Below are 23,589 nucleotides of genomic sequence, written 5' to 3'. Positions count from 1 at the left end.
GGGACGCGGCTCAGCCGTTGCCGGTCACGACGTGCACGCGCGCGCCATCCACGAGCAGCAGTTGGCCGTCCGTCACCACGGTCTCGTTGCCCGAGAGCCCTTTCTCGATGACGATCTGCGAACCCGTGGTGGGCCCCGCGGTCACCATGCGCTGTTCCACCGTGTCGTCCGCGTTGGCGACGAAAACGAAGCTGCCCAGCGGCGAATTCTGCAGGGCCACCACCGGGATCGTCACCACGTTGGTCAGGCGCGTGGTCGGCAAGGACACTTCCACGAACTGGCCCGGCGTGAGCCGCACGTCGTCGTTGGCGTAGCGCGCCTTCAACTGGATGGTGCTGGTGGTGGCGTCCACGGCGTTGTTGATGAAGTCGAGTTCGGCCTGCATCGCGGGGCCCTTGGAGCCCGGAATGTTCACCGTCACCGGCACCGTGCCGCGCGCCATGGTCGCCTTGATGCCGTCCAGCCCCGTCTCGGGAATGGCGAAGGTGACGTGGATCGGGCGGATCTGGTTCAACACCACGATGGAGGTGTCGTTCGCGCTGACCTGCGCGCCGGGATACACGAGCGGCGCACCGGCGATGCCGTCGAACGGCGCCTGGATCTGCGTGTAGCCGAGCTGCGTGCGCGCCAGTTCCACCGCGGCCTGGTCCGCCTTCACCGAAGCGGTGTAGATGCCCTGGTTGGCCTTGTAGGTGTCGTAGTCCATCTGCGACACGTAGCCCTTGCCGAGCAGCGGCTGGTAGCGCTTGATGACGGTGTTGGCGTTGTCCAGCTGCGCCTGGTCCTTGGCCAGGTTGCCCAGCGCCTGGTCCAGCTGTGCCTGCAGCAGGCTCGGATCGATGCGCACGATGGTGTCGCCCTGCTTCACCTGCCCGCCGGGCGTGAAATGCAGCGACTGCAGCTGGCCGCTCACCCGCGCCTGCACGTTCACCGTCGAGAACGCTTCGGCGCGGCCGATGACCTTGAGGGTGAGATCGAGATCGCCGCGATGCGCCGCCGCCACCTTCACCGGCACGGACACCGGCGCGACCGGCGTCTTTGCGCGTGCGCGCTCGCCGCCGCGATACATCTGCGCGGCGACGATGGCCGCGATGATGACCACGGCCAGCGCTACCCCTTTCCTGCGTGACTTGCCCAGCATGATGTCTCCAACCACCCATCGTCACCCGCGCGTGCTGCGCAGGCGTGCCTTTGTCGGCCGCGTCGCCGGTCCATGAAGAGGTTTACGCATGCACGGGCGCACGACGCGGGCGGGGCAATGCCCACCCCGCGTCCCAGGACCGCATGATCGACCGTCAGCAACCGGCTGACGCCTGCCGTCAGGCAGACGTAATATTGCTGGCAAAGTAGTGTGGCGCGCGCATGACGCGCACCTGCCAAAAGGCCTGGACGGCGTGGTTTTTTGGGGACGAAGCCTGGAAACCCGTTTAGCGGGTCACGCTTCGCCCTCCTCCTCGCCCGCGCCGGCATCGAGCGCCTGCAGGTTTTCCTTCATGCGGTTGAGCACGCCAAGCGCCTGCTCCAGCTCGGCCACCGGAATGCCCTTGGCGGCATCCTTGCGCACGCCGCGCGCGATGAGTTCCATGTCGGCGATGACGCCACGCGCCTGATCGGTGACGTACAGGCGCCAGGCGCGACGGTCCTTGGGGTCGGGGCGGCGCTCCACGAAGCCGGCGGCCTGCAGGCGGTCGATCACGCGGCCCACGGCGATGGGTTCCATTTCCAGCGATTCGGCCAGCTCGGTCTGCCGCATGCCTTCGCGGTGGTAGAGCATCTTGGTGGCCCGCCATTGCGCGCGGGTCAACCCGAATTTCACGGCGCGTCTGTCGAAGTGCTTGCGGATAAGCAAGGTGACGTCGTTGAGCAGATAGCCGAAGGAAATGTCTTCTGCCTTAGTCATGGCGATGGATCAGTCCCAGCGGGCCGGAGGGAAGGTCAAGCATACGTCGCAACATTTTACGAAGCCAATGCCGATGGACATACAGATCATCACAGGTGACATCACCAGCCTCGACGTGGATGCCATCGTCAACGCCGCCAACCGCACCCTGCTGGGCGGCGGGGGTGTAGACGGCGCCATCCACCGTGCCGCAGGCCCGCGCCTGCTGCAAGCCTGCCGGGCCATACCGGAGGTCAGCCCCGGCGTGCGCTGCCCCACCGGCGAGGCGCGCATCACGCCGGGTTTTGCACTGACAGCGCGATACGTCATTCATACCGTGGGCCCCGTCTGGCAGGGCGGCGACAACGGCGAACCCGAGCTGCTGGCGAGCTGCCACGCGCAAAGCCTGTCGCTGGCCACCGAATACGACCTCGACGCCATCGCATTTCCCGCGATCAGCTGCGGCATCTACGGCTATCCGCCCGAGCTGGCCTCGCGCGTCGCGTTGCGCAGCCTGCGCGATGCGTCCGAAGGCGGTCCGCGGCGCGTGCTGGTCTGCTGCTTCAGCGACGCCATGGCCGACATCTGGCGCGATGCGCTCAACGAAGCTTGAACGGATACAGCGGCGGCAAGGGCGATGCATCGGTCGCCTCCGGAGGGGACTGCCAGACGAAGCCGTCCTTGAACGCGGCGGCGAGCCGGTCGCCAAGGCCGGGTTCGTCCGCGCCGGCGTAACGCTTGCGCTGCAGCGCCTCGATCGCTTCGCGCTGCTGCGTGGCCGACAGCGCCGCGGCCAGCTCACCCAGGTTCTGCAGCGAGGGCCGCTCCGCGCGCGCCCAGTCCAGCAATGCGCGAGCTTGCGCGGCGGCATCGCTGCCGCGTGCCTGGGCCAGGAACGCGGCGCGTAGACGTGCCGCCGAGCCTTTCGCATCGTTCGTGGAAGGAACAACCGATGCCGGCTTGGCGCGGCGACGCCACAGGAACCACGCCAGCAGACTCAGCAGCCACAGCCCGAAGCTGATCAAGGCGAGCGTGCGCCACCACCCGCCCTCGACCACGCTGGCGGACGGTTGCACCGCCGCCGCGGCATCGGGCGCGGCATTCGCTTGCGGCACCGATGGCGCCGATGAAGCGGGCGCGCCGGCGCCGGGCAGCACGGTATAGGTGTGGGCGGGAATGCGCGCGGTTTCGGCGTGGTTCTCCGCGACGTTCCACCAGGTGAGCGTAGTTTCCGGAATGGTGAGCGTGCCGGCGCGGTTGGGCACCACGGCAAAGCTCTGCTGCCGCTGGCCCACCAGCCATTGGCCGTCCACCTTCGTGCCGTTCACCGGCTTGTCCGGATACACCGTGGCGCCCTGCAGCGCGGGCAGGCTGAGCGCGGGCAAGGCCTCGTACGGCAGGCCCGTCGCCTGCAGGTTCATCACCAGGTTCAGCGGTTCACCGACGTGCAGGTCGCCGTGCGCGGGGCCGCCATCCAACGTCAGGGTGAGCGCACGCGCCGGCAGCCACGCGCCCTTCGCTGCCTGGGCCGGCGCGGGGCTCACGTCGATGTCCACCGCGGGCGAAGCCGCGGAAACCGGCGTGCCGTTGCCGAAGAAGGCATCGGGGTTGGCCATGTTGACCGACTCGCCCTGGAAGGCCACCGAAGGAATCTGCACGCGCCCCTCGCGCTGCGGCGTAGCGGCATAGCGCCGCTCGATGACGTTGTAGCGGCGTCCGCCACGCTCCGCCTGATAGTTGATTTCGCCGCCGAGGCGACGGAAGTCGACGCCCGTCACCTGCGGGTCTTCCAGCGAGCCGCTGGTCAGGTCAGTCGCGAAAAACAGCCGCACGGTGTAGACCAGTTGCTGGCCCACATAAGCCTTCGCCGGATCGACGGTGGCTTCGAGGAAGACATCCTTCTGCCCGGCCGCCGCGGCGCCGTTATCGGCCTGCGTGACATCCAGGTCGAGCGGCGCGGTGGTTCCGCCAGCGAAGGACAGCGCGGGTATGCGCAGCGTGCCGGTGTGCAGCGGCCGCAACGCCACGCCCACGGTCACCTGCGCAGAGCGCTGTCCGTTGATGATGCTGACGCTGGTGTTGCTCGACGAACCGAGCACGGCGAAGTCATGCGACAAGGCGCTCAGGTCCGGCGCCGCCGCCATGCCGCTACCGTTGGCGCGCAGATTCAGCGTGACGGTTTCGCCCAGCTCCACGCGGTTGCGATCGAGCGTGGCCTGCACGTCGGCAGCCAGCGATGCCAGCGGCCACAAACATGCGAGGCCGCACCACAGGAAGATCAAGGCACGCAACTTCACGGCGAATCACCCTCGCTCGGCGCCGCGCCGCCATGGCGCTGCCGGTATTCAAGCTCGAACTTGCGCCGCAGCAGCGCGCCCGGATCGTCAGGCACGCGTTGCAGCGCCTGCCGCACGTCGGCCGGCAAACGCGCCTGGGCATCGTCCTTGTCGATGACGCCCAGTTCGTGCGGGCCGTGCTGACCCTTGTCCCCGCCCTGCTGCTTGCCCAGCGCCGCATCCATCTGTTTCTGCAAGGCCTGCTGGGCCTGCTCCTGCCGTGCGCGTTCCTGCGCCTGCTGTTCGGGCGTTTGTGTCTGGTTGGCGGAACCCTGCTCGGGCGACCGATCCATGGGCTGCTGGCCGGACTGCGTGTTCTGCTGGCTGCTGTTGCCCTGTGCATCGCCATGCGCGTCCTGGGACGGTTTGCCCTGGCCCTGATCCTGATTCTGCTTGTCCTGGTCGCGCTGCTGGCCGGACTGGCCCTGCGCGTTGTCAGGCGGCGTGGTGGACGGGCCGGATCCCGCCTTGCCCTTGTTGTCCTTCGCGCCGTTGTCGTTCTGCGGTGAATGGGGCTGGCGATGCATCCAGTCTTCCACCGCCTTGCGGTTGGCCTGCGCATCGCTGTTGTTGGGGTTGGCCTTGAGCGCGCGGTCATAGGCATCGAGCGCGCCCTGGTAGTCGCCCTGTTTCGCCAGCGCATTGCCCAGGTTGTATTGCGCATCGCTGCCGGAAAGCGGACGCAGGTCCTTGCTCGCCGTGGCGTAATCGCCGGCGCGATACGCCGCCGCGCCGCGCCACGCGGGATCGCGCGCCACCTGCTGCGCCTGCCTGGCGTCGCCACGCTGAAGGGCCGCGGCCGCCTGCTGGTCCGGGCGACGCCACAGGTCGCTCCATGCGCTGGCGCGCGCGGTGCCCGGCAACGCGGGCAGCAAGGCCAGCGCCGCGATCATCAACCAGCCCCGGCGGAACGATGCGGCGGCCAGCGGCAGCAGCAGCAATAGCAGCCAGGGGCCGCGATCCTGCCATTCGTCGCCGTGCATGTCGCTGGCAAGCACCGCCGGGCTACGCGTGCTCAGTTCCGCGGCGAGCGCGCGGACGTCGCGATCGTCGTCCGTCATGGGCACGTAGGCGCCGCCGCCGGTGGTCGCCAGCGTGCGCAATGCCTCGTCGTTGCGCCTGGCCATCAGCACACCGCCCTGAGCGTCGTGCTGGAAGCCGTTGTCGGCCAGCGGTACCGGCCCTCCTTGCGGCGTACCGATGCCGAGCACCGACACGCGCACGCCATCCGTCGTCGCCTTGCGCGCTGCCGCGAGGGCGGGGTCGTCGACGTCGTCCGTCACCAGCACCAGCGAACCGCCGCCCACTTTCGCGTCGCGGATCAACGCGGCACCACGTTCGATGGCCTGTGCGGCGTTGTCGCCGTCGACCGGCATGGTGTCGGGTGCGAGCGCATCCAGCAGGTCGTTGAGCGCCGAAGCATCGGAAGTCAGCGGAGCCACCACGAAGGCCTCGCCCGCATAGGCGACCAGTGCATTGAGCCCGTCGTGATTGACCGCGAGCAGGTCACGCACCTTGTAACGCACGCGGTCCAGCCGGCTGGGCGACACATCGCGCGCCAACATGCGCTGCGACATCGACACGGCCACGACCTGCGCGGCGCGCTTGGCGTAGAGCGGCTGGGCGACGCGGCTCCAGGTGGGGCCCGCCATCGCCAGCGTGGCGAGCAGCCAGCCCGCCGCGAGCAGCCAGGGCGAAGCACGCCGCTGGGTAACGTTTCCCTTCAGCAGGAACGGCAGTAATTCGGGATCGACCAGGCGGGACAGCTGCTCGCGAACGCCATGGCGACGCGCGGCGAAGGCCACGAGTAACGGCAGGGCGAACAGCGCCAGCAGCCACCAGGGACGCAGGAAATGAAACTGCTGCAAGGCCTCGCTCATGCGAACGCCTCCCGCCGGCGCGGCCGCGGAACGAAGGCCAGCAGCCACGCCGCGACCGCCACTGCGAGCGGCCAGCGGAACAGCTCGTGGCGCGGACGCAAGGAAGGCCCCTGTTGCGGCATGGGCTCCAAGGCATCGATGGCGCGGTAGGCGTCCGCCAGCTGGTTCGAATCGGTGGCGCGGAAATAGCGGCCGCCGGTTTGCGTGGCGATGGAACGCAACATGCCTTCGTCCAGATCGGCTGACGGATTCACCGTATGCGTGCCGAACAGGTCGGGCACGTTCATCTCGGTGGCGCCGATGCCGATGGTGTAGATGCGCACGCCGGCCGCTTGCGCGGCATGCGCCGCATCGAGCGGGGCGATGTTGCCCGCATTGTTCACGCCATCGGTGAGCAGCACGACCACGCGCGCCTGTTCCGGCTGGCCGGCAAGACGTTTCACGGCCACGCCGATGGCATCGCCGATCGCCGTCTCGGTGCCCGCCAGGCCAACGGCGGCGCCCTGCAGCTGCGCCTGCACGGCATGAAGATCGTAGGTGAGCGGCGTCACCAGGAAGGCGCGGCTGCCGAACAGGATCAAACCCATCTCATCGCCGCTGCGGCGCGCAATGAAATCGCCGGCAATCGCCTCGACGGCGCCGAAGCGGCTCACCGGCTGCCCGCTGAGCTGCATGTCGTCGGTGCGCATGCTGCCGGAAAGATCGACCGCGAGCATCAACGCACGCCCGCTGCGCTGCTGCGCCTGCGGCGGCCCGACCCATTGGGGCCTGGCCGCAGCGACCAGCAACGCCAGCCACGCAAGCACGAGCAGCCACGTGCGCCAGCCGGCGGCGCCCTGGCGTTCCGGCGCATCCAGATGCAGACCGGGGTGAGGAAGATGCAGCGCCTGCTGCGGCGCCGCGGGCCGCAGCCACCAGCGCAACAGCCACGGCAAAGGCGCCAGCACCAGCACCCATGGCCACGCGAATTCGGTCATGGCCGAACCTCGGTTGCTTCCGGCACGCCTCGCACGTGACTCGCACGCGCCGACGTTCCTTGTCGCCAGGCCTGTTGCAGCCATCGACGCGTCGCGCCGGCAGCCTGCTCGGCATCGAGCGTGGCCGATGGCTGGTACATCGCGGCGTCGAGCGTGTTGAGCTGTTCGAGCGTCGATGCATCGACGCGCACGCGCGCCAGCGTCTGCCGCCACGCATCGCCGCGCTGCTGCGTGGCGAGCGGATCGATGCGCAAGGCGCCGCGCCGCAGCAGCTGATGCAGTGCCGATGCCAGCGCCTGCGGCTGTTCACGCCACAGGGCGAGCACGCGATCCACTTCCGCCAGCACCTGCGCTTCCGCGGCACGACGGCGGCGCTGACGGCGCCACCACCAGAGGCCGACGAGGGCCACCGCCAAGATCATTGCGGCCAGTGCCCACCATCCCGGCGCCGGCGGCCACCACGATGGCTGCGGCGGCAGGTGGATGTCGCGCAGCAAGGGGCCGTTCCGTGGCGCGGACGCGATCATCGACGCACCCCGGGAGCAAGCAGCGACAGCACGGCATCCAGCGGGTCGGCGGCGGTATCCACCGTCGCGCGGGGAAGCCCGAGCGACTGCGCCATGCCATTGAGCCGCGCCTGCCCCGCGCCAAGCGCCTGCTGGAACTCGCGGCGCTGCCGCTCGCCAAACAAGGCCACGTCGCGTCGCACGCCTTCGTGCTCCATGGGATATCGGCCGGCCGGCGGCATGCCCAACTCCAGCGCGTCAGCCACCACCAGAACACGTATGCCTGCCTTGTGCGAGAGATCCAGCAGACGGCCACGCGCCGCCTCGTCACAGCTCAAGCCATCGCTGATCAGCAGCACGCGATTGGCACCATGCATCAAGCGTCCCGCGCGCAACAGCGCGTCCGACAGTGGCTCGCCTGGCACCGGCGCGTCGTTCGCATCCCAGTCGGCCAGCGCGCCGCACACTGCCAGCGCACCGCGCGTACCTCCTTGCGGGCGCAATAGATGGTGTCCGTTGCCAAACGACATCACGCCCACGCGTTCGCCGGCGCGCACCGCATACCAGGCCGCCAACGCGGCAGCACGCGCCGCCTGCACGGATTTCAGGCGCACGCGCGTACCGAAGCGCATGCTTTCATGCGCATCCAGCAGGATCAGCAGGCGACCTTCGCGTTCCTCCTGGAACAACTTCGTATGCAGGCGGCCGCTGCGCGCTGTCAAACGCCAGTCGAGCCGGCGCACGTCGTCGCCCGGCTGATAGACGCGCGACTCCGCGTAATCCATGCCACGCCCGTAGAGTCGGCCGGACTGCTGGCCCGCGCGCATGGCGTGGCTCTCCAGCCGCGGCAGCGCCGCCTTGGCGACACGTGCGCGCAACGCCACCAGTTCGCCCAGATGCACGCGCGTGCGGCCGTCCGCGCCTGTGCTCATGTTCACCACGGCGTTCACGGCAATGGCACGAGATCCAGCACGCGACGAATCACCTGGTCGCTGCGCACGCCTTCGGCTTCCGCCTCGTAGCTCAGCAATACGCGATGGCGCAGCACTTCGTGGACGATCGCATGCACGTCCTCAGGCAAGGCGTAGTCGCGGCCGGCCAGCCACGCGTGCGCACGCGCACAGCGATCCAGTGCGATCGTGCCGCGCGGGCTGGCGCCCCAGGCAATCCAGCGTTTCAGCTCCGGCCCGTAGGCGCCCGGATCGCGCGTGGCCAGCACCAGCTGCGTGATGTATTCCTCCAGCGCCGGCGCCATGTGCACGTCGAGCACCGCGTCGCGCGCGCTGAATACGTCCGTCTGGCTCAGCGAGGGCCGCGCGACGGGCGCCGGGTGCAGGCTGGTGCGCGCCTGTTCGCGCGCGAGCTGCAGTATCGCCAGTTCCGCGGCGGCATCCGGATAGCCGATGGTCACGTGCATGACGAAACGGTCGAGCTGGGCCTCGGGCAACGCGAAGGTGCCTTCCTGCTCGATCGGGTTCTGCGTCGCCATGACCATAAAGAGTTCCGGCAGGCGCCAGGTGCTTCGGCCCACCGTGATCTGGCGCTCCGCCATCGCCTCGAGCAGGGCGGATTGCACCTTGGCCGGCGCGCGGTTGATCTCGTCCGCCAGCACGATGTTGTGGAACAGCGGCCCCTTCTCGAACTCGAAACTGCCCGATTGCGGGCGAAACACATCGGTGCCGGTGAGATCGGCCGGCAGCAGGTCGGGGGTGAACTGCACGCGATGGAAATCCGCCTCGATGCGCCCCGCCAGGGCCTTCACCACGGTGGTCTTGGCTAGGCCGGGCGCGCCTTCCACCAGCAGGTGGCCGTCCGCCAGCAAGGCCACGAGCAGGCAATCGATCAAGTGCGGCTGGCCGATGACGCTGCGGCGCAGCTCATCTCGGACGTGCAGGAACGCCTGCTGCAGGCGGGTTGAGGGGGAGGCCTCGGGCATATCCATCGGGGATTCCATCGGGGTGAACGTACGACAGACCTTGGCGAACTCCGGAAGTTTAATACCCATGACTTCCGGCCCCCATGCGAGTGGGCAACTGCCTGAAAACAAAAGGGGCGGCCAAGGCCGCCCCTTCTTTCAACCGGATGCCCTGCGGTTACTGCAGGCTCTCGCTCAGGATGCGCGGCGTCACGAAGATCAGCAGCTCCGCCTTGTCGCTTTCGCGCGAGGTGTTGCGGAACAGCGCGCCGATGCCCGGAATGTCGCCCAGGCCCGGCACCTTGGTGGCCGAATTCTGCTTGGTGATTTCGTAGATGCCGCCCAGCACCACCGTCTGGCCGTTGTCCACCAGCACCGAGGTGTTGATCTCACGCGTGTCGATGGTCGGCACCTGGCCGCTGCCCGGCACGGTGACGTAACCGGCCAGCGCATCCTTCTTCACGTTGATCATCAGGTACACGCGGCCGTCGGAGGTGATGGTCGGCGTCACCTTCAGTTCCAGCACGGCGTCCTTGAACTGCACCGTGGCGGTGCCGCTGCCGGCGGCACCCGTGGCGCTGTTCTGGTAGGTCACGTAGCCGATTTCCTGACCCTGGCGGATCACCGCTTCCTGCTGGTTGGCGGTGATGACGCGCGGGCTGGAGATCACCTCGCTGCGGCCCTCGGTCTGCGCGGCCGAGAGTTCCAGGTCGAGCGCGTAGTTCTTGCCCAGCACGCCCAGCGCAAAACTACCGGCCGAAGTCGTCGTCGGGAGGTTCACATTGATGCCGCTCGCCGTGCCGTTCCCAAGATCTGTGCCGCCGGTCGAAATGGTCTGACCGCTCGGGTTGGTGCGCTTGCCCTGCACGCCGAACTTGGCGCCCAGCTCACGGGTGAAGTTGTCGGTGGCGATCACGATGCGCGACTCGATCAGCACCTGCTGCACCGGCTTGTCGAGCACGGAGATCAGCGCGCGCAGCTCACGGATCTTCTGTGGGTTGTCGTTGATCAGCAGGGTATTGGTGCGCTCGTCGAACGAGACGCTGCCACGCGACGACAGGAACCCGTGCGATGCATTGTTCGCACCCGCGCCACCACCCGTGCTCTGCATGCTGCCCTGGGTCAGCAGCTTGGCGATGTCCTTCGCCTTGCCATAGCTGATCGGCACGTAGTCGGTCACCAGCTCGGCATTGTCCTCGGCCTTGATGCGGGCATCGGCGATGCTCTGCTCGTACTTGGCCAGTTCCTCCTGCGGCGCGATCCAGATCACGTTGCCGTTGCGGCGCTTGTCCAGGCTCTTGGCGCGCAGCACCACGTCAAGCGCCTGATCCCATGGCACGTTGACCAGTCGCAGCGTCACGCTGCCGCCCACCGTGTCCGAGGCCACCAGGTTGAGGCCCGAGATATCGGCCAGCAGCTGCAGGGCCGAGCGCACCGGGATGTCCTGGAAGTTGAAGGTCACGCGGTTGCCCGTGTAGACCGGATCCTGGCCCTTGGCGAGCGCGGCGTCGGCCTTGGCGTCCTTCTTCTTCGGAGCCACCTCGACCACGTACTGGTTGCCGCTCTGGTAGGCCGACGTGTCGACGCTACCCTTGGTGCTGATTTCCATGTGCGCGCCGCCGCGCGGGCCTGCCTTGGTGACGATCTGCTGCACCGGCGTGGCGAAATCGAGCACGTCCAGGCGCTGGGCCAGGTTCGGCGGCAGGTTGGCGTGATCGATGTCGACGATCACCTTGTCGCCCTGGTGCTTCATGTCGGCATTGGCGCCCGCGCCGCTGAAATCGATCAGGATGCGGCCCTCGCCGTTCGGGCCGCGACGGAAGTCGATGTTGGACACGGCCGGGCCGTTGGCCAGCGACGGCAGCGCCTTGGACGGGTCGATGCTCGCGGCCGTCGTGGTGGTCTGTGCCTCGGTGCCGTTGTTGACGGTCAGCACCAGGCTGTTGCCTTCCACCCGCGAACGGTAGGTCGAGTCGCGGACCAGCTCGACCACCACGCGGGTACGGCCGCCGGCGGATACCGCCGACACGCCCGTGGTCGCGCCCTTGCCGATATCAAGATGCCTCGCGGCGGCGTTGTCGGTATCGGGCAGGTCCACGGCGATGCGCGGCGGGTTGCCGGTGGTGAAGATCTTCGGCTCCGGCACCGGGCCCTGGGCGAAATTCAGATGCAGCTCGACGCGGCCGCCGGGCAGCGTGTCGTAGCTGATGTCCTTCAGGGTGCTGGTGGCTGCCGCCGCCGCGTTCGACCAGGCAGCGCCCAGCGCCAGCAGGCTCACCACCACATAACGGCTAGCCTGGCGCATCACGCGGCCCCGAACAGTTTTGGATTGGTTGCTCATTGCATCAGCCCCTGTTTCTTATTTCTCGCTGAGCGCGATGCTGGCGGAACGTTCCATCCAGCCACCGTTGCCGTTGGAAACCAGTTCCACCAGGTCGATATGGTCATCGCCGATCGCGGTGACCCGACCATAGTTCTGGCCCATGTATTCGTTGCGATGGACGCGATGGATCACGCCCCCCGGATCCTTCACCAGCACTTCCATGCCGGCACCGGCCCCCACGGTGCCCACCATCTTCAGGCTGTCCAGCGCAAACATTTCCAGCGGTTCCTTGGCGCGGTTCTCGTCCGGCCGGGGCCCCGTGTTGCTGGTGTTCTGAAGCTCGGCCGTGCTCGGACTGAACGGATCGCGCTTGTCCTGGTCGGCGTACTGGAAGGTTTCGAAGGTCTTGATCACGGGCAGCGGAGGAATCGGCGCGCCCTTCTTCTGCTTTTCCTGCGCAACCCACTGGTGCAGGTCGTCCTGCCCGCTGCAACCAGCGAGCATCAGGCCGACGCACAACACCAGCGACGCTTTCGCCAGGAAGGCAGGCGCAGCGGCAGTCAACTTGCTCATTTCTGCCCCCCTGTCTTCGCGGCCGGCTTGCCGTGCGGCGACTTGGCGTTGGCCGCCTTGGCCGACGCGCTTTCGTCTTCGTCCAGATAGCGATAGGTCTTGACCGTGCCCTGCAGCACCAGCAGGCCGCTCTTGTCCTTCGGCGTCAATGACACGTCATGCATGGTCAGGATCACTACGCGGGGCAGAGACGCCACGCCGCTGATGAAGGTGCCGAACTGGTGGTACGTGCCCACCATGCGCAGCTGGATCGGCTTCTCGGCGTAGAAGTCCTTGGGCGTTTCCGGGCCCGGCTGGAACAGCTCGGTCTCCAGTCCCGCCGACAACGCCGTCTGGGAAACGTCCACCAGCAGCTCGGGCATTTCGGTCTTGCTCGGCAGCTGGCGCAGCAACTGACGCAGCATGTCCTGCATTTCATCCAGCTGCTGCTGGAGCGCTTCGAGATTGACCGACTTGGCCTGCTTCTCGGAGAACTCCTTCTTCAGCTGGTCTTCCTTGGCGACGGCGGCCTGCAGCTGGTCCTGCTGGTCGCTGATGAACAGGTACCAGCCCAGGAAGACGATGACGGCGAGCACCAGTCCGGTGAAGAACGTCTTTACCGAGGTCGGCCAGCCGCCGATGTTGTTGCGATCGAGGCTCTGCAACTCCTGGAGGAATTTCATGCCTTGGCTCCTCCGTTGGTTGCGGGCGCGGCCGGCTTGGGCGCCGCCACCGGGGCCGGAGCCGCGGTGCTCGCCTTGGCAGGCTGCGCGTGGGGCGCCGTGGCGGCGTGGGCCGGCGCAGCTGCCGGGCCCGTCGAGGCCGGCGCATGACCATCATCCGCGCCTTCGCCGTTCTCGTCGGTCTTGGGACGATTCAGCGCGACGTCCAGCCCGAAGGCGTAAGGCAGGCGCGTGTCGCCGCCCTTCGTGCCTTCGGAGCGCTCGGTCTTGCGCAGGTCGGCATGGCCCATCCAGGGCGAGGACTCGATGTTGCGCATGTACTCGGCCACGCTGGCGTTCGATTGCGCCACGCCATCCAGCGTCATCGAATCGCCCGACTGCTTGAGGCCATTGAGGCGCGCGCTGGCAGGAATGGTCTTCACCAGTTCGTCGAACAGGTGGACCATCTGCGAACGGTTGGCCTGCAGCTGCTCGATGATCTGCTTGCGCGCCAGCAGGCTCTCGCGAACCTTTTCCAGGTCCTTGATCTTGGTGATGCGCTCGTCGAGCTGCTTGATCTCGTTCTGCAGGTAGGCGTTGCGGTCATTCTGGGTGCCGATGCGCGCATCCATCCAGAACGACCACAGCAGCACGACCAGGATCGCCGCGACGAACGCGGCGCCCAGCTGCATGAAAAACTCGCGCTCGCGCTGCTTGCGGCGCTCGGCGCGCCACGGAAGTAGGTTGATGTGTGCCATCAGTCAAAGCTCCTCAGCGCGAGGCCGACCGCGATCATCAAGGCGGGAGCATCCTGTGCGAGGGACTGGGCCTGCACGCGAGGCGACAACGACATGCGCGCCAGCGGGTTGGCCACCACGCAGGGCACGCCGAGCTGCTGTTCCAGCATGGGGCCGATGCCTTCGATGGAGGCGCAACCGCCGGCCAGCACGACCTGGTCGACCTTGCTGTATTCGCTGCCTGCGAAGAAGAACTGGAGCAGGCGGCTGATCTGCTGCACCAGCGATTCCTTGAACGGCTCCAGCGCCTCGCTCTCGTAGGAATCGGGCAGGCCGCCCTTGCGCTTGGCGCGGCCGGCTTCCTCGTAGGAGAGGCCGTAGCGGCGCATGATTTCATCGGTGAGCTGCTTGCCGCCGAACACCTGCTCGCGCGAATAGATGGTGCGCTGGTTGCGCAGCACCGACAGCGTGGTCATGGTGGCGCCGATGTCGACCACGGCCACCAGCGCGTCGCGACCGACGTTCAACTGGTCGGCCACCATGGCGAAGGCGTTTTCCATCGCGAAGGCTTCGACGTCGACCACCTTGGCGGACAGGCCGCCCAGGTCGAGCGCGGCCACGCGCATGTCCACGTTCTCGGTGCGCGAGGCCGCGAGCAGGATGTTGTTCATTTCCGGGTTGTCGCGCACCGGACCGAGCACTTCGTAGTCCAGGCTGACTTCTTCGATCGGATACGGGATGTACTGGTTGGCCTCGACCTGGATCTGTCCTTCGAGGTCATCCTCGGACAGCTCGCTCGGCATCGGGATCACGCGCGTGATCACCGCCGAACCGGCGACCGCCGCCGCCGCATGCTTGAGCTTGGAACCCGAACGCGCGAGGGCGCGCCGGATGGCTTCGCCCACGGCCTCGACTTCGACGATGTTCTTCTCGACCACAGCATTGGGGGGCAGTGGCTCGACCGCGTAGTGTTCCACGCGATAGCGACCGCCGGCCTGGCTGAGTTGCAGCAGCTTGACGGCTGTCGAACTGATGTCGACACCAACAAGCGGCGGCTTCTTGGGTGTAAAAAGCCCCACGATTTTCCCCCTTGCCCCTGGGCGCCCGGACCAGTGACTGGCACAGTGCGCGTCGGCATTTAATCCAAAAATTAACGTATTGGCAACGGCCTACGAGCGTTTTCTCGACTCATTCGCGTGACGGCATGCACAGGTTTAACGAATGGGCCGGTGGCCTGTTTTTTGCTGTGACAACCACGGTTCATGCCGTGGATACTGCTACATCTATACTCTGTCTTGTTTTGACTCACGTCTCGCAAACACCCAATCATGCAAATTCTTAAGCGGTTGCTGCGCTGGATCCTGGCCCTGGCCTTCACGGGTTTGCTGCTGGGCGTTGCAGCCGTCGGCGTGGCCTACTGGCTTATTTCCCCTCGCTTGCCCTCGGTGGCCGTCCTCAAGGACTACCACATGCAGGTGCCGCTTAGAGTGCTCTCCGCGGATGGCAAGCTGATTGCGAGCTTCGGCGAGACCCGACGCATCCCCGTGGCCATCGGCGACGTCCCCGAGCGACTCAAGCACGCCGTGCTGGCCGCCGAGGATGCCAGCTTCTACCAGCACCCCGGCGTGGACTGGCATGGCATTGCTCGCGCCGGCTGGCACGTGGTGACGTCCGGCGGCGACAAGGGGCCGGGCGGTTCCACCATCACCCAGCAGGTGGCCCGCAATTTCTTCCTGAGCCCGGAAAAGCTCTATTCGCGCAAGCTGACGGAGATCTTCATCGCCCTGCGCATGGAGAGCGAGCTGACCAAGGACCAGATCCTGGAGCTCTACCTCAACAAGATGTTCCTGGGCCACCGCTCCTACGGCGTGGCCGCCGCGGCCTCCTACTACTACGGGAAGACGCTGGACCAGCTCTCCGTGGCCGAATGCGCCACCATCGCCTCCACCTTCCAGCTGCCCTCGCTGGTGAACCCGCTCAACAGCCCCAAGCGCATGATCGCGCGCCGCAACTGGGTGCTGGGGCAGATGCTGGAGAACCGCTACATCTCCAAGGCCGAGTACGACCAGGCCGTCGCCGAGCCGAACAATGCCTCGCCGCATGAGCCGCCGATCGAGGTCGACGCGCCGTACCTGGCGGAAATGGTGCGCCTGCAGGTGCTCGACCGCCTCGGCAACGACGCCCTCACCGAGGGCTACGTGGTCAAGACCACGGTGGACAGCAAGCGCCAGCAGGCGGCGGTGGACGCCGTGCGCTCGGGCCTGATCGACTACGACCACCGCCACGGCTGGCGCGGCCCGGAGGCCCACCAGGAGCTGGCGGCCGACGCCGATACGGACGAGCTGGAACGCGCCCTGGCCGGCTATACCGACATCTCCGGCATGGCTCCGGGCATCGTCACCCAGGTCTCGCCCACCGAGGCCAGCGTCTACCTGGCCAGCCGCGAGCAGATCAAGCTCAACCTGGAAGCCATGAGCTGGGCGCGCCCGCGCATCGACGACACCCGCGTCGGCGCCACGCCCAAGAGCGTGTCCACCGTGCTCAAGCGCGGCGACGTCATCCGCGTCTCCCGCGACGACAAGGGCCAGTGGCAGCTCACCCAGATCCCGGCCGCGCAGGCGGCGATGGTGTCGCTCAACCCGGAAGACGGCGCCCTGCAGTCGCTGGTGGGCGGCTTCAACTTCCTGCGCAGCAAGTTCAACCGCGCCGTGATGGCGGCCCGCCAGCCGGGTTCCAGCTTCAAGCCGTTCATTTACTCGGCGGCCTTCGAGCGCGGCTTCACCCCGGCCTCCATCGTCAACGACGCCCCGCTGGCCCTGCCCGACCCCTCGCGGCCGGGCGGCCTGTGGACGCCCTCCAACGACGACGACAAGTTCGACGGGCCGATCCCCCTGCGCGAAGCCCTGGTGCAGTCGAAGAACCTGGTCTCGGTGCGCCTGCTGGACGCCATTGGCGTGCGCTACGCCCGCGAATACGTCACCCGCTTCGGCTTCAGCCTGGATTCCCTGCCGAGCAACCTGTCGATGGCACTCGGCACGGCCTCGGTCTCGCCGATGAGCATGGCGCGCGGCTACGCCGTGTTCGCCAACGGCGGCTACCTGGTCACGCCCTACTTCATCGCCGAGATCGACGATCGCGACGGCAAGCCGGTCTACCAGGCCAACCCCGCCCGCGCCTGCCGCACCTGCGCCGAGCGCCTGCTGGACACCCGCACGCCGGGGCCGCCGCCGGCCAACGCCAGCGCCGCGCCGGGCAACGCCGTGGCTACCGCAGGCAGCGCCGGCGGCACGCCGGCGACCTCCGGCAGCGTGGCCGGGGTGGGCGATGCCGTGCTCCCGGCCGACGCCCATGGCGAGGGCGCGCACCCGCCGGTGCTGGCGCCGCCGGTGATCGACGTGCGCAACGACTACCTGATCACCTCGCTGATGCAGGACGTGATCAAGCGCGGCACCGGTTCCGCCGCGATGGCCCTGGGCCGCACCGACCTGGCCGGCAAGACTGGCTCCACCAACGATCACCGCGACGCCTGGTTCGCCGGCTTCAACGGCGACGTGGTGGCGGCCGTGTGGGTGGGCTATGACGACTTCAGCTCGCTCGGCAAGGGCGAGTTCGGCGCCAAGGCGGCGCTGCCGATCTGGATGTCCTACATGGGCGCCGCCCTGAAGGACCTGCCGCCCTCCACCCTGCCCATGCCGCCGGGTATTTCGACCGTGCAGATCAACGGCAAGTCGGAAATAATGAAGGTCGAAGACGTGGACCGCATGAAGCAGCAAGCCAACCAGGAACAGGAGGACCAGGATCAGCAGCACGCCTACGACATCTTCTAATCGTCGGCAGCGCCGGTTCTTCCCCAGCCGACTGCCGCCCGCGCTTGCATCCGCAAGCGCCAGATTGCCGGAGGAATGAGGCATGGCACGAGGTCAGCACCATCGCATCCACGCGCAGGATCGCCTTCAGCGCAACCGTCTGCGCGTCGCCCAGGAGGCGGCGCGACTGATGAGCGAGCACGGCATCCGCGATTTCCACCACGCCAAGATCAAGGCCGCCGAGCGGCTGGGCATCCTCGATGCGCAGGCACTGCCGCGCAACAACGAGATCGAGGAAGCGCTGCGCGAACACCAGCGCATCTTCCACGCCGAATCCCAACCCCAACTGCTGCAGGAACGCCGCGAGGCCGCCGTGGAGGCCATGCGCTTCCTCGAGCGTTTCGATCCACGCCTGGTCGGCGCGGTACTGGAAGGCACCGCCGATACGCATTCGGCCGTCTGCCTGCACGTGTTCAGCGATACCCCGGAAAGCGTCGTGCTGTTCCTGCAGGAACGCGGCGTCCCCCTCACCCAGCAGACGCGGCGCCTGCGCGTCACGCGTGACGATCAGAAGGAATACCCCGTGCTGCTGTTCGCGGCGGACGGCCTGCCCTTCGATATCACCGTGCTGCCGCGCGACGCGCTGAAACAGGCGCCGCTGGATCGCATCGATGAAAAGCCCATGCGTCGCGCATCGCTCGCTGCGGTCGAGGAACTGCTCGCCACGGCGGACAACGATGACGAGTTCGAGCGCATGTTGTCCTCGGCGTTGAGATGAGCGGGAGCGAGTGATGAGAAGTGAGAAGTGAGAAGTGAGAGCGTAGCTGCCACCGCTCGCCGTTCGCCTGTCTTCCTTTACTCCCTGCCCATCGCAGTCCCATAAAAAAAGCCCCGGTAAAACCGGGGCTTTTTCTTGCGCGGCAGACGGAGCGATCAGCGCTTGTCGGCGGCCACGTAATCGCGCACGTTGGCGCCAGTGTAGATCTGGCGCGGACGGCCGATGCGCGAGCCTGGGGTTTCGTGCTGTTCGATCCAGTGCGAGATCCAGCCGGCGGTGCGGGCGATGGCGAACATCACGGTGAACATCTCGGTCGGGATGCCCAGCGCCTTGTAGATGATGCCGGAGTAGAAGTCGACGTTCGGGTACAGCTTGCGCTCGACGAAGTAGTCGTCCTTCAGCGCTGCCTCTTCCAGCTTCATCGCCACTTCGAGCAGCGGATCGTTGATGCCCAGCTCGCCGAGCACCTTGTGGGTCATCTCGCGGATGATCTTGGCGCGCGGGTCGAAGTTCTTGTACACCCGGTGGCCGAAGCCCATCAGGCGGAAGTTGTCGTTCTTGTCCTTCGCGCGCTTGACGGCGGTCTCGACCTTGTCGGCCGTACCGATCTCCTCGAGCATCTTCAGCACGGCCTCGTTCGCGCCGCCGTGCGCCGGGCCCCACAGCGCGGTGATGCCGGCGGCGATGGAAGCGTACGGATTGGCGCCGGTCGAACCCACCAGGCGAACGGTCGAGGTCGAGGCGTTCTGCTCGTGGTCGGCGTGCAGGATGAACAGGAGGTCCAGCGCCTTGGCGGCCACCGGGCTCATCTGCAGCGGCTCGCTCGGCACTTCGAACATCATGTGCAGGAAGCGGTCGACGTACTCGAGGTTGTTGCGCGGATAGCGGAACGGCCAGCCGATCGAGTAGCGGTAGCAGGCGGCGGCGATGGTCGGCATCTTGGCGATCAGGCGGATCGCGGCCAGCTTGCGGTCGTCGGCGTTATCGACGTCGATATCGTCGTGATAGAAGGCCGACAGCGAAGCCACCGAGGCGGCCAGCATGGCCATCGGGTGCGCGTCGTGGTGGAAGCCCTTGAAGAAGTCCTTCAGGGACTCGTGCATCATCGTGTGATGCGTGATGTCGTGCTCGAACTTGGCGAACTGGTCCTTGGTCGGCAGCTCGCCGTTGAGCAGCAGGTAGGAGGTTTCGAGGAAGCTGGACTTCTCCGCCAGCTGCTCGATCGGGTAACCACGGTACAGCAGCACGCCCTCGTCGCCGTCGATGTAGGTGATGGCGCTCTTGGTGCTGGCGGTGCTGCCGTAACCCGGGTCATAGGTGAAATGGCCCGTGTCCTTGTACAGCGTTCCGATGTCGATGCATGCGGGACCGAGCGTACCGCTCAGCAGGGGCAGTTCACTGCTGCGGTTGGTCGACTCATCCACCAACTTGACGATCTTGGAATCGGACACGGAAAACCTCCTTCACGAAATGTCATCGTCGACGTATCGCGATCAGCGATGGCCGGCGAGGTAGGGTTGATGCCGCAATGGGGAAGGCTGCGACACCTCGCCGCCCATTATCGCATATCGACTCGCCAACATGCCCTAGCGGATGGTCGGATGGCGAACGCAAAAAAGCACGGGGCGAGCTGATGCTCGCCCCGTGCGATCAAGCATGCTTACGCCACGTGGCCGCGGCGTGACAGCAGATGCGTTCGCGCGATTACTTCTGCGCGTAGCGCTTGCGGAACTTGTCGACGCGACCGCCGGTGTCCAGCGTCTTCTGCTTGCCGGTGTAGAACGGATGGGAGTGGCTCGAGATATCCACCTTGGTCAGCGGGTACTCGTTACCGTCTTCCCACTTGACGGTTTCCTTGGTGGCGATCGTGGAACGCGTCAGGAACGCGAAGTCCGACGACAGGTCCTGGAACACCACCGGGCGATAATTCGGATGGATATCGGGCTTCATGACTGGCTCAAAGCGGTGGGTGAAAAGAGCGGCATTTTAACCACAGCCCCTCCCCATTGGCAAGCCCGTCAGTCACTTGGACTCGAAAACCCGCCCTGAAAGGCCCTTTCAGGCGCCCAGCGCCCGCCGCACCATGGCCCCGAAACGGGCCTGGTCCACCTCCATCACGATGCGGGCATTGGCCGGCCTGCCCAGGCGGGCCGTCCAGTCCACCACCGTGGCGCCACGGGTCAGGCGGCCGTCCATCTCCACCGCCACATGGCGCTCCTCGGCCCGCGTCACCATGCCCGGGTCGATGGCCACCGCCATCGCCAGCGCATCGGCGGCGATCACGCCGCGGCGGCCGCGCTGCGCGTTGAACGCGCGCGCGGTGCCAAAGACCTGCTCGAAGAACGTCGCGCGCTTATCGCCCGCGGCGATCCAGCGGTTGAATTCCTCGTCATCGAAGGCATGGCGCAGCACCACTTCCCAGTCGACCAGGTCGAACATCGGGAAGGCTTCGAACACCACATGCGCAGCCTCGGGATCGAAGCCGATATTGAACTCGGCGGGGATCTTGCCGGTATTGCCGAGCCCCGTGACCGCACCACCCATGATCACCAGGCGCTTCACGCGCTGCGGCAGGGTGGGGTCCAGGCGCACGGCCAGCGCGAGGTTGGTCAGCGGCCCCAGCGCCACCAGGGTGAGATCCGGGTGCTCGTGCGTGAGGCGGATCAGCGCGTGCACCGCGTGCTCGCCGGCGGCACGGCAGGAAGGCTCGGGAAAGCCGACGTCGCCCAGGCCATCGGAACCATGCACGTGCACGGCGTCCTCCTCCGGCATGCGCACCAGCGGCGTGGGGCAACCCGGAAACACCGGCGTCGGCGTGCCCACCAGGTCCACCAGCGTGCGCGCATTGCGCACGGTATGCGCCAGACCGACATTACCCGCCGCGATCGTCAGGCCGAGCACCTCGGCATGCGCATGCGCCATCAGGATGGCGAGCGCGTCGTCCACGCCCGGGTCGGTGTCGATCAACAGTTGCAGCTGGCTCATGGCGATCTTTCGGAAGAGGGATTGGTTAGCTTAGGGCCTTGCCGCCCGTGCGCAAAGCCTGTGGGCTACGCCACGGCAGGATGCAGCGGCATCGTGAAACCCCGTTTACGCGTGCGCGTAACGGGCCGCGGCGCCGATCCAGCGCGTGATGAGCAACTCCGCCTGTCGCGGATGATGCGCCAGCAACTGCGCCCCCACCTCCTGCACGGCCGGCAGCAGATGCGCGTCCCGCGCCAGGTCAGCGATGCGGAAACTCAACTGGCCCGTCTGTCGCGTGCCCAGCACTTCGCCAGGGCCGCGCAGCTCGAGGTCTTTCTCGGCGATGCGGAATCCGTCATTGGTTTCGCGCATGACCTGCAGGCGCTCGCGCGCCAACTGGCCGAGCGGCGGCTGATACAGCAGTACGCAGTTGGACGCGATGGCGCCGCGCCCCACCCGTCCGCGCAGCTGATGCAACTGCGCCAGCCCGAGGCGCTCGCTGTTCTCGATCACCATCAGGCTGGCATTGGGCACATCCACGCCCACTTCGATCACCGTGGTCGCCACCAGCACCGACAGCTCGCCGGCCTTGAAGGCGTCCATCACCGCCTGCTTTTCCTTGGGTTTCATACGCCCATGGATAAGGCCGATACGGCAGTCGGATAGCGCCGCCGACAGTTCCGCATGGGCCACTTCGGCAGCCTGTGCGCGCAGCTGTTCGGATTCCTCGATCAGCGTGCACACCCAGTAGGCCTGCCGCCCTTCCAGGCATGCGGCATGGATGCGCTCGATCACGTCGAAGCGGCGCGCATTGGAAATGGCGATGGTCTGCACGGGCGTGCGGCCCGGTGGCAACTCGTCGATGGCGGATACATCGAGATCGGCATACGCGCTCATCGCCAGCGTGCGCGGTATGGGCGTAGCCGTGAGCACCAGCTGGTGCGGCACGAGGCCGGACGCGTGATCCGCACCCTTGTCGCGCAACGACAAGCGCTGCTGCACGCCGAAACGATGCTGCTCGTCGACGATCACCAAGCCGAGCTGCGCGAACTGCACGCCCTCCTGCATCAAGGCGTGCGTGCCGATCACCACGTGCGCGCCCGACGCCACGCGCTGCAAGGCCTGCTGGCGCGCCTTGCCCGCCACCTTGCCGGCCAGCCACGCCACCTCGATGCCGAGCGGGGTCAACCAGTGGCGAAAATGATTCAGATGCTGCTCGGCGAGCAACTCGGTGGGCGCCATCAAAGCGACCTGCTGGCCCGACTCGACCGCGGCAAGCGCGGCCAGCGCCGCCACGATGGTCTTGCCGCTGCCGACATCGCCCTGCACCAGCCGCAGCATGGGGTGCGCCCCGGCAATGTCTTTCGCGATCTCGCCCGAAACGCGCTGCTGCGCCCCGGTAAGGCCGAACGGCAGGCTCGCCAGCAGGCGCTTGCGCAATTCGCCCGTGCCCTTCAGGCGCGGCGAGTGTCGCCGACGCACGGCTGCGCGCATGCGCTTGAGGCTCAGGTGCTGGGTCAACAATTCCTCGAACGCCAAGCGCTGCTGCGCCGGATGGCGCCCGGTCGTGAGTTGGCCCAGATGGGCATCCGGCGGCGGCCGATGCACATAAAGCAGGGCTTCGCGCAGCGAGGTCAGGCCGTGTTGGACGCACAGTTCGGCGGGAATCAGCTCGAGCTGCGCGTCCGGCGGCAACAGCGCCAGCGCCTTGGCGATCACGCCGGCCAGGCGCTTCTGGCCCAGGCCTTCGGTGGTGGGATAAACCGGCGTCAGCAGATCGTCGACCGCCGCGGGGGCGTCGCCGCTCAGGCGCTGGTACTGGGGATGCACCATCTCCAGGCCCTGGGCCGCCTGCCGCACTTCGCCGTAGCAGAGCAGGCGCGCGCCAGGTTTCAGCTGCTCCGCCTGGTTGCGGTTGAAATGGAAAAAACGCAGCACCAGGGTTTCGTGCGAGCCGTCGGTGATGGCGACCTTCAATTGCGGCCGGTAGCGAAACCCGCGCTCGACGGCTTCGATGGTGCCCTCGACCTGCGCGCGCTCACCGGGACGCAGGTCGGCAATGGGCGTGACGCGCGTGCGGTCTTCGTAGCGCAGCGGCAGGTGGAACCACAGGTCCTGCACGCGCTCCAGCCCCAACCGCGACAGCGCTTCCGCCAGCGCGGGCCCCACGCCGGGCAGCGACGACACCGGCGTGGCGCCGGGGTCGGACAGTATCGTGGCGGCGTTGGCGCGAGAGGGCGGCATCGACAAAGCCTAACCGGGCGAGCCGTCCAG

The 23,589-nt window shown here is 67.1% G+C and carries 20 protein-coding genes; 3 read left to right on the top strand and 17 right to left on the bottom strand.

All coding sequences use genetic code 11. The features are described 5' to 3' along the window. Window positions 1-10: 10 nt before the first annotated feature. Both BDW41_RS06915 and BDW41_RS06910 read right to left on the bottom strand, forming a co-directional pair. A complete protein-coding gene (locus BDW41_RS06915; protein ID WP_074546149.1) occupies window positions 11-1,141 on the bottom strand; it encodes an efflux RND transporter periplasmic adaptor subunit in 1,131 nt (376 codons plus the stop codon). A 294-nt stretch (window positions 1,142-1,435) separates the two neighbouring features. Next, window positions 1,436-1,900 (bottom strand): MarR family transcriptional regulator, encoded by a 465-nt coding sequence (locus BDW41_RS06910; protein ID WP_074546151.1) that lies wholly within the window; start codon window positions 1,898-1,900, stop codon window positions 1,436-1,438. Between the two features lie 73 nt (window positions 1,901-1,973). On the opposite strand from BDW41_RS06910, the gene BDW41_RS06905 reads away from it, so the two are divergent. Continuing rightward, entirely contained in the window at window positions 1,974-2,492 is a 519-nt protein-coding gene (locus BDW41_RS06905) for an O-acetyl-ADP-ribose deacetylase (protein ID WP_074546405.1), read from the top strand. On the opposite strand, the gene BDW41_RS06900 is transcribed toward BDW41_RS06905, so the two are convergent. The 11 genes from BDW41_RS06900 to BDW41_RS06850 all read right to left on the bottom strand — a co-directional run bounded on the left by BDW41_RS06900 (window position 2,479) and on the right by BDW41_RS06850 (window position 14,846). Continuing rightward, entirely contained in the window at window positions 2,479-4,176 is a 1,698-nt protein-coding gene (locus BDW41_RS06900) for a BatD family protein (RefSeq protein WP_074546153.1), read from the bottom strand. The two genes, BDW41_RS06905 and BDW41_RS06900, sit on opposite strands and share 14 nt — an antisense overlap. Further along, complete coding sequence (locus BDW41_RS06895; protein WP_074546155.1) at window positions 4,173-6,095, bottom strand: tetratricopeptide repeat protein; 1,923 nt, start codon at window positions 6,093-6,095, stop codon at window positions 4,173-4,175. The genes BDW41_RS06900 and BDW41_RS06895 overlap by 4 nt, the downstream gene beginning before the upstream one ends. Beyond that, on the bottom strand, window positions 6,092-7,072 hold the full coding sequence (locus BDW41_RS06890; protein ID WP_074546157.1) for a VWA domain-containing protein: 981 nt from the start codon (window positions 7,070-7,072) through the stop codon (window positions 6,092-6,094). Before BDW41_RS06890 ends, BDW41_RS06895 begins: the two co-directional genes overlap by 4 nt. Further along, window positions 7,069-7,599, bottom strand: a complete 531-nt coding sequence (locus BDW41_RS06885; RefSeq protein WP_074546159.1) for a DUF4381 domain-containing protein — start codon at window positions 7,597-7,599, stop codon at window positions 7,069-7,071. The genes BDW41_RS06890 and BDW41_RS06885 overlap by 4 nt, the downstream gene beginning before the upstream one ends. Beyond that, window positions 7,596-8,510 (bottom strand): DUF58 domain-containing protein, encoded by a 915-nt coding sequence (locus BDW41_RS06880; RefSeq protein ID WP_199535295.1) that lies wholly within the window; start codon window positions 8,508-8,510, stop codon window positions 7,596-7,598. Before BDW41_RS06880 ends, BDW41_RS06885 begins: the two co-directional genes overlap by 4 nt. 14 nt (window positions 8,511-8,524) lie before the next feature. Next, window positions 8,525-9,520: a MoxR family ATPase gene (locus tag BDW41_RS06875; RefSeq protein WP_074546163.1), complete on the bottom strand. Its 996-nt coding sequence runs from the start codon at window positions 9,518-9,520 to the stop codon at window positions 8,525-8,527. 151 nt (window positions 9,521-9,671) lie between these two features. Further along, window positions 9,672-11,798, bottom strand: coding sequence for a type IV pilus secretin PilQ (locus BDW41_RS06870; RefSeq protein WP_074546165.1), 2,127 nt, complete (start codon window positions 11,796-11,798; stop codon window positions 9,672-9,674). A 54-nt stretch (window positions 11,799-11,852) separates the two neighbouring features. Further along, on the bottom strand, window positions 11,853-12,389 hold the full coding sequence (locus BDW41_RS06865; RefSeq protein ID WP_074546169.1) for a pilus assembly protein PilP: 537 nt from the start codon (window positions 12,387-12,389) through the stop codon (window positions 11,853-11,855). Beyond that, window positions 12,386-13,051: a type 4a pilus biogenesis protein PilO gene (gene pilO / locus BDW41_RS06860; RefSeq protein ID WP_074546173.1), complete on the bottom strand. Its 666-nt coding sequence runs from the start codon at window positions 13,049-13,051 to the stop codon at window positions 12,386-12,388. The genes BDW41_RS06865 and pilO overlap by 4 nt, the downstream gene beginning before the upstream one ends. Beyond that, window positions 13,048-13,788 (bottom strand): PilN domain-containing protein, encoded by a 741-nt coding sequence (locus BDW41_RS06855; RefSeq protein ID WP_074546175.1) that lies wholly within the window; start codon window positions 13,786-13,788, stop codon window positions 13,048-13,050. Before BDW41_RS06855 ends, pilO begins: the two co-directional genes overlap by 4 nt. Beyond that, on the bottom strand, window positions 13,788-14,846 hold the full coding sequence (locus tag BDW41_RS06850) for a pilus assembly protein PilM (protein ID WP_074546178.1): 1,059 nt from the start codon (window positions 14,844-14,846) through the stop codon (window positions 13,788-13,790). The genes BDW41_RS06855 and BDW41_RS06850 overlap by 1 nt, the downstream gene beginning before the upstream one ends. Before the next feature lie 249 nt (window positions 14,847-15,095). Here BDW41_RS06850 and BDW41_RS06845 point away from each other — a divergent pair, with 249 nt between their 5' ends. Further along, a complete protein-coding gene (locus BDW41_RS06845) occupies window positions 15,096-17,594 on the top strand; it encodes a penicillin-binding protein 1A (RefSeq protein ID WP_074546180.1) in 2,499 nt (832 codons plus the stop codon). 82 nt (window positions 17,595-17,676) lie between these two features. Next, on the top strand, window positions 17,677-18,351 hold the full coding sequence (locus tag BDW41_RS06840) for a hypothetical protein (RefSeq protein ID WP_074546183.1): 675 nt from the start codon (window positions 17,677-17,679) through the stop codon (window positions 18,349-18,351). Between the two features lie 155 nt (window positions 18,352-18,506). Here the strand turns inward: BDW41_RS06840 and BDW41_RS06835 are convergent, their stop codons facing one another. The 4 genes from BDW41_RS06835 to recG all read right to left on the bottom strand — a co-directional run bounded on the left by BDW41_RS06835 (window position 18,507) and on the right by recG (window position 23,559). Continuing rightward, entirely contained in the window at window positions 18,507-19,802 is a 1,296-nt protein-coding gene (locus BDW41_RS06835; protein ID WP_074546185.1) for a citrate synthase, read from the bottom strand. Window positions 19,803-20,055: 253 nt separating this feature from the next. After that, complete coding sequence (locus tag BDW41_RS06830; protein WP_074546187.1) at window positions 20,056-20,301, bottom strand: type B 50S ribosomal protein L31; 246 nt, start codon at window positions 20,299-20,301, stop codon at window positions 20,056-20,058. Between the two features lie 108 nt (window positions 20,302-20,409). Then, entirely contained in the window at window positions 20,410-21,336 is a 927-nt protein-coding gene (locus BDW41_RS06825) for a nucleoside hydrolase (protein WP_074546189.1), read from the bottom strand. A gap of 105 nt (window positions 21,337-21,441) precedes the next feature. Then, complete coding sequence (gene recG, locus BDW41_RS06820; protein ID WP_110301549.1) at window positions 21,442-23,559, bottom strand: ATP-dependent DNA helicase RecG; 2,118 nt, start codon at window positions 23,557-23,559, stop codon at window positions 21,442-21,444. Window positions 23,560-23,589: the final 30 nt, after the last annotated feature.

Origin of the sequence: Dyella sp. AtDHG13, from assembly GCF_003201105.1 — a bacterium.
Taxonomy (GTDB): Bacteria; Pseudomonadota; Gammaproteobacteria; order Xanthomonadales; family Rhodanobacteraceae; genus Dyella; species Dyella jiangningensis_B.
The sequence above is the reverse complement of the archived record's forward strand: the minus strand, read 5'-3'. Positions and strand labels throughout refer to the sequence as shown.